10 protein-coding genes are annotated in these 13,906 nt (G+C 64.0%); 8 read left to right on the forward strand and 2 right to left on the reverse strand.

The window, feature by feature from the left end; genetic code table 11:
• Window positions 1-65: 65 nt before the first annotated feature.
• Genes MRBLMU1_RS00130 through MRBLMU1_RS00155 form a run of 6 tightly spaced genes read left to right on the forward strand, consistent with a single transcriptional unit; the run spans window position 66 to window position 9,236 of the window.
• Complete coding sequence (locus MRBLMU1_RS00130; RefSeq protein ID WP_363495198.1) at window positions 66-2,165, forward strand: bifunctional rhamnulose-1-phosphate aldolase/short-chain dehydrogenase; 2,100 nt, start codon at window positions 66-68, stop codon at window positions 2,163-2,165.
• A 33-nt stretch (window positions 2,166-2,198) separates the two neighbouring features.
• A complete protein-coding gene (rhaI, locus tag MRBLMU1_RS00135) occupies window positions 2,199-3,494 on the forward strand; it encodes an L-rhamnose catabolism isomerase (RefSeq protein WP_363495201.1) in 1,296 nt (431 codons plus the stop codon).
• Window positions 3,495-3,497: 3 nt separating this feature from the next.
• Window positions 3,498-6,281, forward strand: coding sequence for a glycosyl hydrolase (locus MRBLMU1_RS00140; protein WP_363495204.1), 2,784 nt, complete (start codon window positions 3,498-3,500; stop codon window positions 6,279-6,281).
• 8 nt (window positions 6,282-6,289) lie between these two features.
• Window positions 6,290-7,729 (forward strand): glycoside hydrolase family 28 protein, encoded by a 1,440-nt coding sequence (locus MRBLMU1_RS00145; RefSeq protein ID WP_363495207.1) that lies wholly within the window; start codon window positions 6,290-6,292, stop codon window positions 7,727-7,729.
• The gene (locus tag MRBLMU1_RS00150; RefSeq protein ID WP_363495210.1) at window positions 7,729-8,925 is read left to right on the forward strand and encodes a glycoside hydrolase family 88/105 protein; all 1,197 of its coding nucleotides are present in this window, start codon (window positions 7,729-7,731) and stop codon (window positions 8,923-8,925) included. Before MRBLMU1_RS00145 ends, MRBLMU1_RS00150 begins: the two co-directional genes overlap by 1 nt.
• Window positions 8,922-9,236 (forward strand): L-rhamnose mutarotase, encoded by a 315-nt coding sequence (locus MRBLMU1_RS00155; protein WP_363495213.1) that lies wholly within the window; start codon window positions 8,922-8,924, stop codon window positions 9,234-9,236. The genes MRBLMU1_RS00150 and MRBLMU1_RS00155 overlap by 4 nt, the downstream gene beginning before the upstream one ends.
• Here MRBLMU1_RS00155 and MRBLMU1_RS00160 read toward each other — a convergent pair.
• Window positions 9,224-10,132 carry an alpha/beta hydrolase gene (locus MRBLMU1_RS00160; RefSeq protein ID WP_363495216.1) on the reverse strand — a complete coding sequence of 303 codons (909 nt, stop codon included), beginning with the start codon at window positions 10,130-10,132 and terminating at the stop codon, window positions 9,224-9,226. The two genes, MRBLMU1_RS00155 and MRBLMU1_RS00160, sit on opposite strands and share 13 nt — an antisense overlap.
• 44 nt (window positions 10,133-10,176) lie before the next feature.
• Here MRBLMU1_RS00160 and MRBLMU1_RS00165 point away from each other — a divergent pair, with 44 nt between their 5' ends.
• Window positions 10,177-10,782, forward strand: a complete 606-nt coding sequence (locus MRBLMU1_RS00165; RefSeq protein WP_363495219.1) for a 3-keto-disaccharide hydrolase — start codon at window positions 10,177-10,179, stop codon at window positions 10,780-10,782.
• Window positions 10,783-10,789: 7 nt separating this feature from the next.
• Here MRBLMU1_RS00165 and MRBLMU1_RS00170 read toward each other — a convergent pair whose 3' ends face one another.
• A complete protein-coding gene (locus tag MRBLMU1_RS00170; RefSeq protein ID WP_363495222.1) occupies window positions 10,790-12,118 on the reverse strand; it encodes a hypothetical protein in 1,329 nt (442 codons plus the stop codon).
• A 125-nt stretch (window positions 12,119-12,243) separates the two neighbouring features.
• Between MRBLMU1_RS00170 and MRBLMU1_RS00175 the strand changes: the two genes are divergently transcribed.
• Entirely contained in the window at window positions 12,244-13,905 is a 1,662-nt protein-coding gene (locus tag MRBLMU1_RS00175) for a rhamnogalacturonan acetylesterase (RefSeq protein WP_363495225.1), read from the forward strand.
• Window position 13,906 lies beyond the last annotated feature (1 nt).

The raw sequence follows: 13,906 nt of genomic DNA on the forward strand, positions 1-13,906 counted from the left end.
AGTTGCCAAAAGCGGCAAGGGATCAGTAGAAACGCAAGACGAAACCAAACAACGGAGATCAGTAAATGAAAGTAACCCAGCAGCAAGCCCCGATCACTTCTCTGTGGGACGACGAAGCTGCGGCAGCCATGAGCGAGCCGGAGCTGTTGCTATACCGTTCGAACCTGCTCGGTTCGGACCTGCGCATCACCAATTTCGGCGGTGGCAATACGTCGGCCAAGGTGAAGATGGCCGATCCGCTTAGCGGCGAACAGGTGGAGGTGCTGTGGGTGAAGGGCTCCGGCGGCGATCTTGGCAGCATCAAGCTTGACGGCTTCTCGACGCTGTACATGGATAAGCTCAACGCCTTGAAGGGGCGCTATCGCGGCCTGGCGCTGGAAGACGAGATGGTGGCCTATCTGCCGCATTGCACGTTCAACCTGAATCCGCGCGCGGCCAGCATCGACACGCCGCTGCACGCCTACATCGCCCGCAAGCACGTCGACCACATGCACCCGGACGCGGTGATCGCCATCGCCGCCTGCGCCGGCAGCCAGGCGCTGACGCAAAAAATCTTCGAGGGCGAACTGGGATGGCTGCCATGGCAGCGTCCAGGCTACGACCTTGGCCTGAAGCTGGAACAGGTATCGAAGGCGCAGCCCAACCTGAAAGGCATCATCCTCGAAGGCCACGGGCTGTTCACTTGGGGCGACACCGCCAAGTCCTGCTACGAGACGACGCTGGCGATCATCAAGCGCGCGGAGGAATGGTTGGCCGCGAATTCCAAGCAGCCGTCGTTCGGCGGCCAGGCGATCGAGCCGCTGCCGGCCGAGCAGCGCAGCGCCCTGGCGGCCAAGCTGATGCCGCTGCTGCGCGGTAAAATCAGCCGCGACGAATACAAGCTCGGTCACTTCGACGACAGCGCCGCCGTGCTGGAATTCGTCTGCAGCCGCGACCTGCAACCGCTGGCCGCGCTGGGCACCTCGTGCCCCGACCACTTCCTGCGCACTAAAATCCGTCCGTTCGTGATCGACTTCGATCCGCTCAAGCCGGACTTCGACAAGCTGGTCGCCGGCCTCGATCAGGCGCTGGAGGAATACCGCGCCGGCTACGTGGCCTACTACGAGCGCTGCAAGCACGATAACAGCCCGGCCGTGCGCGACGCCAATCCGATCATCTACCTGATTCCAGGCGTCGGCATGCTGTCGTTCGCCAAGGACAAGGCCACCGCGCGCATCGCCGGCGAGTTCTACGTCAACGCGATCAACGTCATGCGCGGCGCGAACGGCGTCGACACCTACGTCGGCCTGCCGGAACAGGAGGCCTTCGACATCGAATACTGGCTGCTGGAGGAAGCGAAGCTGCAGCGCATGCCGAAGCCGAAAAGCCTGGCCGGCCGCATCGCGCTGGTCACCGGCGGCGCCGGCGGCATCGGCCAGGCGGTCGCCAGGCAGCTGTTGCAGGAGGGCGCGTGCGTGATGTTGACCGATATCGATCCGGAAGCGCTGTCGCAGGCGCACACCGATCTGGTGAAGTCGGCCGGCAAGGATAGCGTCGGCAGCATCGTCGCCAACATCACCAGCGAGGAAGCGGTGGAAAGCGTGCTGCAGGCGGCAGCGCTGCGTTTCGGCGGCGTCGACCTGCTGATTTCCAACGCCGGCATCGCTTCGTCGGCGCCGCTGGAGGACACCACGCTGGAAATCTGGCAGCGCAACCAGGACATCCTGGTCACCGGCTACTTCCTGGCCAGCCGCGCCGCCTTCCGCATCATGAAGCAGCAGGGACTGGGCGGCAGCATGGTGTTCGTCGCCAGCAAAAACGGCCTGGTAGCGTCGGCCGGCGCGTCGGCCTACTGCACCGCCAAGGCGGCGGAAATCCATCTGGCGCGCTGCATCGCGCTGGAAGGCGCGCCGCACGGCATCCGCGTCAACGTCGTCAATCCGGACGCGGTCATCCGGGGCTCGCGCATCTGGGACGGAAAGTGGAAGCAGGAGCGCGCCCAGTCGAATAAAATCGAGGCCGACGACGTCGAGAAGTTCTACCGTGACCGCAGCATGCTCAAACTGAGCGTTCTGCCAGAGGATATCGCCGAGGCGGTGTACTTCCTGGCGAGCGACAAAGCCGGCAAGAGCACTGGTAACATCCTGAACGTCGATGCCGGCAACGCTGGCGCGTTCACGCGCTAAGCCACACACTATAAAAATAACGAAGGAGACCTTATGAGCACCATCATCGACAGCGGCCGCGTGGCCGAACACAACGCCAAGCTGCGCGCCAACCTGGACGAGGACTACGCGGCGCTGGGCGGCATGCTGGCCCGCCGTGGGCAGGATATCGAAAAACTGACCGCGCAGGCGCAGAAGTTCGCCGTGGCCTTGCCAAGCTGGGGAGTCGGCACCGGCGGCACGCGCTTCGCCCGTTTTCCGGGCAAGGGCGAGCCGCGCAACGTGCTCGAGAAACTCGAGGACTGCGCCGTCATCCACCAATTGACCTGCGCGACTCCCGGCGTGTCGCTGCACTTCCCATGGGATAAAACCTCGGACCCGGCGGCGCTGCGCCAGCAGGCCGAGAGCCATGGCCTGTACTTCGACGCCGTCAACTCCAACACCTTCCAGGACCAGGTGGGGCAGGAGCACAGCTACAAATACGGTAGCATGACGGCGCACAGCGCCGCCACGCGCGCCCAGGCGGTCGAGCACAATATCGAATGTATCGAGTTGGGCCGGGCGCTTGGATCGAAGGCGTTGACGGTGTGGGTGGGCGATGGCGCCAACTTTCCGGGCCAGCACAATCTGCGCGGCGCGCTGGAACGTTATCTGGACAGCGCGCGCGGCATCTACGCCGCGCTGCCCGACGACTGGAACATGTTCATCGAACATAAGCTGTTCGAGCCGGCGTTCTACGCCACCACCATCGCCGACTGGGGCACCAGCTTCGCCTGCGCGCAGACCCTGGGCGAGAAGGCGAAATGCCTGGTCGACCTGGGACACCACGCGCCGAACACCAACATCGAGATGATCGTCGCCCGGCTGGCGCAGTTCGGCAAGCTGGGGGGCTTCCACTTCAACGACAGCAAATACGGCGACGACGATCTGGACTCCGGCAGCATCAATCCGTTCCAGCTGTTCCTGGTCTTCAATGAGCTGGCCGATGCGGCCGAACGCGAAGGCGCTTCGTTCGCTCCCGCCTACATGCTGGACCAGTCGCACAATGTCACCGATCCGATCGAAAGCCTGATGAACAGCGCGGTCGAGGTACAGCGCGCTTTTGTCCAGGCGAACCTGGTGGACCGCGTGGCCCTGCGTCAGTACCAGGAAGCCAACGACGCGCTGCAGTCGGCGCAAACGCTCAAGCACGCTTACCGCACCGATGTCAGCGCGATTCTTGCGATGGCGCGCCTGCGTTCCGGAGGCGCGATCGATCCGGTGGCGTTCTACCGCTCCAGCGGTTATCGCAGCCAGGCGGCGGAGCGCCGGCCGGCCAAGGCGGGTGCCAGCAGCAGCGGAATCGTCTAAGCGGTGGCCCCGATAATCAAGGGGCCGCGCCATCGGCACCGCCCGGCGACGCCCGCCGCAAGGGCGGTATCCGCCGCTGCCGCGCTGGCGTTGCTGTGTGCCGGCGTCGCCGCCGCGCATGGGGACTCCCCGGGACCGGTGCTGTCCGACCGGCTCGCCGATGTCGCCGCCCACCTGGCAAATCCGCCGGCGGACGCCCGTCCCTTGGTGCGCTGGTGGTGGTTCGGCCCGGCCGTGGTCCAGTCGCAACTCGAGCGGGAACTGCTGGCGATGAAGGCCGGTGGCTTCGGCGGCGTCGAGATCCAGCCGGTCTATCCGATGGAGCTGGACGATCCGGCGCGCGGCATACGCAACGTTCCATATTTGTCGGCCGAATTCCTCGATTCGGTCGGTTTCGTCAACCGCAAGGCGAGGGCCGAAGGCATGCGCGTCGATATGACGTTGGCCAGCGGCTGGCCGTATGGCGGTCCGAATGTTCCGGTCACGGAGTCGGCGGGACGTTTGCGCGTCGCCGTCGCGGAAGTGGCGCCCGGCGCGGCCAGCGTCACGCTGCCGGCCATTATGAGCGGAGAAAAACTGCTGGCGGCCTTCATCGGCACGGGCAACGCCGGTCAGTATGACGCCGCCGCGTTGAAGCTGACGGAGCTGCCCGCAACCGCCGGTCCTGGACGCGCTGTGGTGGCCCCCGTGGCCGATGCGCGCGTGATGGTGTTCTACATCGCCAGCCGCACGGGCCAGCAGGTCAAGCGCGCCGCGCTGGGCGCCGAAGGCTTTGTGCTGGACCATCTGAGCCGCAAAGCCATCGACCACCATTTGAACACCGTCGCCGAGCCGCTGCTCAAGGCGTTTGGCGATCAACCGCCGTACGCGGTGTTCTCGGACAGTCTGGAAGTCTACGGCACCGACTGGACCGACGATTTTCTTGAGGAGTTCCAGCGCCGGCGTGGATATGACCTCAGACCGCACCTCCCGGGGATCTACAGCGGCGCCGGGCCGGATGCGGGCGCGCTGCGCCGCGACTGGGTGCTAACGCAAACGGAACTGGTCAACGAGCACTATCTGACACCGGTCAACGACTGGGCGAAGGCCCACAACACGCAGTTCCGCTCCCAGACCTACGGCGAGCCGGCGGTCTCCATGTCCAGCAACCGGCTGGTGTCGTTGCCGGAAGGCGAAGGGCCGCAGTTCCGCAGCTTTTCCTTTACCCGCCTGGCGACATCGGCGGGGCACTTGTACAACAAGCCGGTGATCTCGGCCGAAACCTGGACCTGGCTGCATTCGCCGGCCTTCAGCGCCACACCGCTGGATATGAAAGCGGAAGCCGACCGCATGCTGCTGCAGGGCGTGAACCTGTTCGTCGGCCATGGCTGGCCTTACACGCCGCCCGGATCGCCGGAGCCTGGCTACGCGTTCTACGCCGCCGCCGTCTTCAACGATCACCAGCCCTGGTGGAACGTCATGCCCGACGTGACGGCGTACCTGAGCCGCACCAGCCATCTGCTGCGCCAGGGGCGGCCAGCCAACGACGTCGCCGTCCTGCTGCCGAACGACGACGTGTACGCGTCGATGACGCCGGGTAAAGTCTCGCTGTCGGCGGAAATGCACAAACACGTTACCCCGGAATTGACGGAGCAGATCCTCGATGCCGGCCACAATCTGGACTATGTGGACGCCGAATCGATACTGGCGCTGGGCGTCGGCCATCCGGTGCTGGTGATGCCGCATGTGACGCGCCTGTCGCCGCAAGTGATGGCCAAACTGGCGGACTACGTACGTGGCGGCGGCAAGATCATCGCCGTCGGCGCGTTGCCGTCGATGGCGCCGGGCTACGCCGATGCGCGTCGTATAACGTCGCAGGTTGTGGCGGCCGCCAGGGCCTTGCAAGGCAAGGCTGGCGTGACGCTGGTGGCGGACGACGCGGCGGTCGGCCCGGCGCTCGGCAAGGCACTGACGCCGGACCTGAAGCTGGCGTCGCAGTCGGCCGATGTCGGTTTTATCCGCCGCAAACTGGCGGATGGCGATATCTACTTCATCGCCAACACCAGCAACCGCGAAGTTCGTACAACCGCAAAGCTGCGGGCTACTCGGAAATCCGCATCGTGGTGGAATCCGCACGACGGCACGACCAGCGCGGCCAAGGTGACGCCGTTGCTGGAACTGGTTCTGGCGCCATACGAGTCCCGGATTCTGGTTCTGAGCGATGGTGACGCCGCCGGCCGGGTCGCCAGCCCCAAATCATCGACTGTCCTCGCGGACCTGAGCAGCGACTGGCAAGTACGATTCCCGGGTGAGAAAGCGCAATCGATGCCGCAACTGCGCTCGTGGACCGACGACCCAGCCAGGCGTTTTTTCTCCGGCATCGCCGTCTACAGCAAGGATGTGGAACTCAGCGCGTCGCAATTGAGCGGTGCGACCATTCGTCTGGATTTCGGCAAAGGCACGCCGTTGGACACCACGCCCAAGGTCCCCGCCGGCATGCGCGCGATGATGGAGAGCCCGGTCCGCGAGGCCGCCGAGGTCTTCGTCAACGGCCGGCGTGCCGGCTCGGTATGGCACCCGCCATATGAGCTGGACGTCACCAGCCAGCTGCGCGCGGGTGCCAACAAGATCGAGGTCAAGGTCGCCAACCTGTCGCTCAACGCGCTCGCGGGCCAGGAACGTCCGGATTATCGGCTGCTTTCGGCACGCTACGGACAGCGCTTCGTGCCGCAGGATACGCATCTGATCGTTCCGACACCGTCCGGCATGCTAGGCCCCGTGCGACTGCTGACGCAACCTAAAGAATGAGAACCACCATGAAGATAACGAAGTGGATACGCCTCGCCGCAGCCGCGATCCTTATCCTCGCCATGGCCACCCCCGGCGCGAAGACGTACAACGCCGGTAGCTATGGCGCCAAAGGCGACGGCGTCACCCTTGACACCAAGGCAATCCAGGCTGCCATCGACGCAGCCGCCAGGGACGGCGGGACTGTGGTGCTCAGTCCCGGCACCTACCTGAGCGGATCGATCTTCGTCAAAACCGGCGTTACTCTGCAGGTGGACAAAGGCGTTACCATCCTTGGCTCGCAGCGGATCGAGGACTATCCCATCATGCCGACCCGGATCGCAGGTATCGAAATCAGTTGGCCGGCGGCGCTGGTCAACGTCTACGAGCAAAAGAACGCGGCGATCACCGGCCAGGGAACCATCGACGGCGACGGCAAGATCTTTTGGGACAGCTATTGGACCCTGCGTAGGACCTACGAGCCTCGCGGGTTGCGGTGGGCGTCGGACTACGATGCCCGGCGTCCGCGTCTGATCCAGGTCTTCAATTCGTCCGAGGTGAAGGTGGGTGGAGGATTGCTGTTGCGGCGCTCTGGCTTCTGGACGCTGCACATCTGCTACTCGACCGATATCACTGTCGATGGTGTAGTCATCCGCAACAACGAGGGCGGACGCGGGCCGTCGACGGACGGTATCGATATCGACTCGTCGAAGAAGATCCTGGTGCAAAACGCCGACATCGCCGTCAACGACGACGCCTTGTGCCTGAAAGCCGGCCGCGATTCCGACGGACAGCGTGTCGCCCGCCCGACCGAGGACGTCATCATCCGCGACTCCATCGTCCGCGACGGCGCGGCCGGGGTGACATTCGGCAGCGAGACGGCGGGCGGCTTCCGCAACATCGAAGCCTACAACATCACGGTGCTGGACAAAGTTCCCGTCGGCATCCTGTTCAAATCGGCGCACACGCGCGGCGGTTTCGGCGAAAACCTCCGCCTTCACGATTTCACGATGAAGGGCACGCCCGTCGTCGTCCGCATCACGATGAACTGGAATCCTAGCTACAGCTATGCCGAGATACCGAAGGAGATCAAGGATTATCCCGCATACTGGAAGGTGCTGGCCACGCCGGTGCCGAGGGAAAAGGGCATCGCGCACTTCCATGACGTCCGCATCTGGAATATCAAGGCCACCGGCGCCGCCACCGCTTTCGAGGTTGACGGCTACAAGGAAGTGCCGCTGGACCGCTTCAGCCTCGCCAATCTGGACATCGAAGCGAAGAGGGGCGGCCATATCTACGATGCCAAAGCCTGGCAATTCACTGACACGAAGCTGCGTCTGAAAGAGCCGGTCGCCATCGAGGATGCGGCGGCGGTGCGCGGCCTGCCGCCGGGCAGCGTGGTCGTCAAGCCGGCGCCGCCCAAGGAAGATCCATCCAAAAAGAGTTTTGAAGAACAGGACAAGACTTGATGAAGACCTCTTATTTGCTTCTGGCGGCGCTCGGCCTGCTCGGCGGCTGCGCCGGCACCAATACCCAGCAGTATCCGCTTCCGACTCCCGCCATGCAGGCTATTGTCGACAAAGACACCAGCCGTCATTTCGGCGATGCGCCAGTGGACGGGGGACCGATGGCAACAGACCTGTCGCCGGCATTGCAGGCGGCGGACATCGACAAGGCGCTGCGCAAGGTGGCCAACTGGCAGTTGGCTCGCACCCTGCCGCATCTGGACCGGATCTGGACCTCCAGTGTGCTGTTCAGTGGTTTCATGGCCGCCTCGGAAGCCACTGGCGACCCGAAATACCGCGACGCCATGCTCGCCATGGCGAATCAGTTCGAATGGAAGCTGCGCGCGCCGTATCCCAACGCGGACGATATCAGCGTCGCGCAAACCTATCTGGAACTGCACGAGCGCGATCCCTCGTCGGCCCGTCTCGGCCCGACCAAGACCGAGCTAGATATCCTGATCAACCTCAAAACGCTGAAGCCGGGCGACGAACGGTTGCCTTGGTGGTGGTGCGATGCGCTGTTCATGGCGCCGCCGGTGTGGGTGAAGATGTACAAGGCCACCGGCGAGCGTAAATACCTCGACTACGTGCACGAGCAATGGCGCAAGACCTACGATCTGCTCTACGACAAGGAGGAGCATTTATACGCGCGAGACGCCAGCTACATCACCAAGCGCGAGCCGAATGGCAAGAAGATCTTCTGGTCGCGCGGCGAGGGCTGGGTGCTCGGCGGCCTGGCGCGCACGCTGGACTACATTCCCGAGAACGACCCGCAAAAGCAGTTTTACGTGCGGCAGTTGCGCGAGATGTCGGCCCGCATCGCCAGCTTGCAGGGCAAGGACGGCCTGTGGCACGCGGGTCTGCTCGATCCGGCCAGCTATCCACTGCCTGAGATTTCCGGCTCGGCGTTGTTCGTGTACGGGATGGCCTATGGCGTCAACAAGGGTTATCTGGACGCCAAAGTCTACCGCCCTGTGATTGAACGGGCTTGGGCCGGCATCATCAAACACGTCTATGCTGACGGCCGTCTTGGCGGCATCCAGCAGACCGGCGCGGAGCCGGCGTTCTACCGGCCCGCGTCCAGCTTTAACTATGGCGTCGGCGGCTACCTGCTGGCCGCCGCCGAACTGAAGAAAATGGCCAACGAAGGCAAACCATGATCACACGCGCATTCCGGATGAAGCTCAAACCCGGCACGGTCGACGAATACAAGCGCCGCCACGATGTGCTGTGGCCGGACCTCGCGGCCGCGCTGAAGGAGGCCGGCATCTACGATTACTCCATCTTCCTCGACGAGGAAACGCTGCACCTGTTCGCCGTCCTGAAGCTTGCGCCGGACAACAAGATCGAGGCGTTGCCCGGCCAGCCGGTGATGAAGCGCTGGTGGGACTACATGGCGGACCTGATGGAGGTGGAGCCGGGCAACCGGCCCCGCGAATGGCCGCTGCAGCCGATGTTCTACTTCGCCTGAGTGAGCAGGCCACGGTCGCGCATCCATTCCTCCGCGCGGCGCGGCCACAGCGACGATGTGCCCAGGCCGTCGCGCATGCCCATGCCGTGGCCGCCGTGCTCGAACAAATACATTTCGGCCGGCACTTTGGCCTTGGTCAGCGCCTGGTAGAACAGGATGCTGTTTTCGACCGGGACGGCTTGATCTTCCTGCGTATGGATCAACAGCGTTGGCGGCGTGGCGGCGGTGACCTGTTTTTCCAGGGACATCAACTGAAGCGTTTCGGACGAGGGCGCGGCGCCCAGCAGCGCTTTGCGCGATCCCGCGTGGACTGCCGGCTCCTGCATCGATATGACTGGATACATCAGCATCAGGAAGTCCGGACGGGCGCTGACCGCGTCCATGGCGGCGCCGGTGCGGCCAGCCGGATTGTCGAACAGCGTGCCGGCGCTTGCCGCAAGGTGGCCGCCTGCCGAACTGCCCATCACGCCTATGCGCGACGGATTGATATTGAATTCGGCGGCGCGCGAGCGCAGCATGCGGACCGCGCGCAGCACGTCCTGCAGCGGGGCGGGGTGGCCGTACTCCTGCATGCGATACTTGAGCACAAAGCTTGTCACCCCCAGGGTGCTGAGCCAGTTGGCGTATTGGTCGCCTTCGCGCGCGGTGGACATGCGCACGTAGCCGCCGCCGGGGCAGATGATGACGGCGGTGCCGTTTGGACGGTCGACGGCGGGACCGACCATGGTCAGTGTCGCTTCGCTGACGTTGGAGTTGTAGCCGCCGCCGATTTTTTCAGGGCCTATGTCAGCTTTGATTCCGGGCACGCCCTCGGGCCAAAGCTGGATGACGGTGGGGGCGGCGCCGGCCAGGCTGGCGCTGACGCCGAGGATCAGGGTAATCAGGGTTTTTTTCATAGTGAAGAGAGTATCAGATGATGAATCGGATGGCATGCGCCGCCTTGCTGTTTTTTTCCGCCCAGACGGCCGGCGCGGTGGATTTGTTCAACGGTCGCGATTTCAGCGGCTGGGAGTTGAGGACGTCGCCGGCCGCCGGCATCGACAGCGTGTTTAGAATGCTGCCGGGCGGTGTGATCGCTTCGACCGGACAGCCGTCGGGGTTTCTGGCGACGCTGAACAACTACCGCAACTACAAGCTGCATGTGGAGTGGCGCTGGAGCGGGAAGCCGGGCAATGGCGGCATCCTGCTTCATATCAGCGACGGTCCGATGGATCGCGTGTGGCCGCTCAGTCTTCAGGTGCAGACCAAGCGCGGGAACGCCGGTGATTTGCTGCCGATGGCCGGCGCCAGCTTTGCGGAGCCGCTGACATCCGCTCATGGCGCCGAGCCGCGTATCAAAGGGCGTACGGCGCCGGACAGCGAGTTGGCTGTCGGGGAGTGGAATGTGTGCGATATCGTCAGCCGCGACGGCAGGGTTGAGGTCACGATCAATGGTGTGTATCAGAATAGCGTCACGCGGAGCGCGCCGGCGTCGGGGCGCATCGGTTTTCAGCTCGAGGGGGCGCCGTATGAATTGCGCCGCGTGGAGCTGGTGGAGTTGGATTGAGCCGCCGTTAGCGTTTGAGCCACGCCTCCGGCACCGGCACGATGCAAATGTTCATGCTGCGCCCATCCTCCGACAACATCGCCGATTGAATCTGTATGCGCGTGCCTTCGGCGTTGAACGTCGGGTGCGGATGGTCGGCCGCCGTGGTTTTGTGCCCGGTGGTCAGCATCATCATCTCGCGCGTCTTGCGGTCGATCAGATAAACGCTGCGGCTGAAATCATCCCCCACCGCCCAGCGTCCATCCGACGATCCGTGCACGTGCCATAAACCGCTGCCGGACGGCGTCTGCCCGGCTATCGTCATCTCGCGGGTGCGCAGGTTGACGATCGCCAGGCCACTCGGTTTCTCGCGGGTGCCGGTGATGCCCCAGCCCTCGTCCTGGCCGGGATTCGCGCCCTGAACACCGGTCGCCGGGGCGCCAACGCCGCCGCCGCCCTCGGCGATGGGCCGGTGCCCCATGATCGCCATCGCCACCTCATCCTTCGAGATCACCGCTTCGTGCGTCACCCATTCATACGGCGCCTCGGGATAGAGCGGCCGCAGGCCGCTGCCATCGGCCTTCACCGTCCACGTGCGCTGCGGCGATTTGCCGCCAGTCTCCCAGCAGAAGACGATCTCGCCCGGATTCCACAGGTTCGCCTGGATATGGCCGATCTGGAAAGGCACCGACACCACATGTTTGACCTCCCCGGTACGCACATTCATGCGCGAAATCCCGTTCGGGCCGGCACCCATGCGGCGTGGGCCGAAAGCCGGTTCGATCTTCACGCCCGGCGCCAGGTGCTTCACCGCCTCGGTTGGACCGGTGCGGAAATAGGCCCATTCCTCGTCGGCGTCCAGCGCCATGTCGCCGCCGGCCTCCAATTCCGGCGCCGTGGTGCCGCATATGCGCTGGTAGGCGTCGGCGGGTTTGAGTTTGCCGGCCTTGCTGTCGGCCAGCAGCGCCGCCAGATCGACTTCGACGAACTGCATGCGTTTGGCATCGGCGTCCTTGCGCATGAAGTAGAGCTTCATCGACTTGCGCGCCAGGTTCAACATGCCGACGTATCCGCCCTCCGTGACCTGTACCAGGTCGCCGGTTTCCTCGTTGACGGCCATGGCCTCGCCCTTGACCCGCGCGGAGCGGAACACCAGCCATTTGCCGTCCGACGTCCATTGCGGATGCGTGGGATAGATTTTGGAGTCGCCGTTCGGCTTACTGGTCAGGAAGGTCAGCATGGTGCCCGTGACCGGGTCCTTGACCACCTTGCGCTCGGACGGAAAACGCTTGCCGATCTGCGCGTGCGCGCTACTGGAGAGGATCATGGCTGCGCAAATCAGGATCTTGATAATCATCGATGGCTCAAAACAGGTTGAAAGGTTACGATTGTCTGCTCATACCGATGCGGACATTGCTCATTTTTCTGATTCTTTAAGCTCAAAGTACAAGCCTCGAAAAATCCTCGCATAGAATTGGCGCCATGAACAGATACCTTGCTTTCATCCTTAAATTGTGCTGCGCCGCAGCAGTCGTCGCTTCCTCGGCGGCGTCGGCGCAGACGCCGCCGCCGGCCGTCAACACCGATCCCCGCAACGCGCAGGTGGTGCTGCCGGAGCCGGCGAATCCGAACCTGCCTTCGCTGATATTGATCGGCGATTCGACGGTCCGCAATGGCAAGGACGACGGCCAGGGCAAAGGCGCGGCAGGCCAATGGGGATGGGGTAATCCGCTCGCCACGATGTTCGACCCGGCCAAGATCAACGTGGTCAATCGCGCCATCGGTGGCCTGAGCAGCCGCACCTATCTGACCACCAAACATTGGCAACGCAGCCTGGCCTTCGTCAAGGCGGGCGACGTGGTGCTGATCCAGTTCGGCCACAACGATGCGGGGCCGGTCAACGATAACGTCCGTGCGCGCGGCACCATCAAGGGCATTGGTGAGGAGGTGGAGGAAATCGACAACCTGATGACCGGGGAGCGTGAAGTAGTCCACAGCTACGGCTGGTATCTGCGCACCTTCGTTGCAGACATCAAGGCGCGCGGCGCCACCGCCGTCATTTGCTCGCCGATACCGCGTAAGAGCTGGGGCGAGGATGGCAAGATACGGCGCAGCCAGAACGAATACGCCGGCTGGGCCGAACAGGTGGCGCGTCAGCAGAAGGTCGGCTTCATCGACCTGAATGGCATCATCGCCCGCCAATACGACGCCATGGGCCGCGACGAGGTGATGAAGATGTTCCCGGTGGTGACGCCGGACGAGCAGACCCACACCAATCTGGCCGGCGCCGAGTTGAATGCCCGTGCCGTGGTCGCTGGTCTCAAGGCCTTGCGGACGCCGGTCGTCATGACGGCGCTGAACGCCGCCGGCCAGGCCGTTCCCGCCGCCGAGGATGACCGTCCTGTGATCGACGCCAACAAGGTCGCCGGCGAAAAGCCGCGCGATCCGTCGCTACCCAGTCTGTTCCTGGTGGGCGATTCGACCGTCAAAAGCGGCGGAACGAACGGCGCGGTCGGTTGGGGGGAGCGCATCGCGTCGCACTTCGACACCGACAGGATCAATGTCGTCAACCACGCGATCGGTGGCCGCAGCAGCCGTACCTTCTTTACCGAGGGGCGCTGGGACAAGGTGCTGGCGCAGTTGAAGGCCGGGGACTTCGTCGCTATCCAGTTCGGCCATAACGACGGCGCCCGCATTGGCGATCCCGCCGGTAAAAATCGCGGTTCGGGGCCTGGCACCGGCCCGGAGACGGTCGAGGACACGCGCCCGGACGGCAGCAAGGAACAAGTGCATACCTTCGGCTGGTACATGGCGCGCTACGTCGCCGACGCCAAAGCCAAGGGGGCGACCGTGATCCTGCTGTCGCCGGTGCCGCACCGCGACGTGTGGGAGCAGGGTCGCGACTTCGCGAACTATGCGCAATGGGACGAGGAAGTGGCGCGCAAAGGTGGCGCGTTGTTTGCCGACCTGACGATGGTGGTCGGCGACGCTTACCGCAAGGCCGGCGCCAGCGCGGTCAACGGCTATTTTTCCGACGCACGCACGCATACCAACGAAGCCGGCGCGCAGTTCAATGCCGCGCGCGTGGTCGATGCCCTTAAAACCCTGCCAGGCAATCCGCTGGCAGCTTATCTAAAACATTAAC

This window comes from Burkholderia sp. LMU1-1-1.1 (genome assembly GCF_040675865.1).
Taxonomy (GTDB): Bacteria; Pseudomonadota; Gammaproteobacteria; order Burkholderiales; family Burkholderiaceae_D; genus Rugamonas.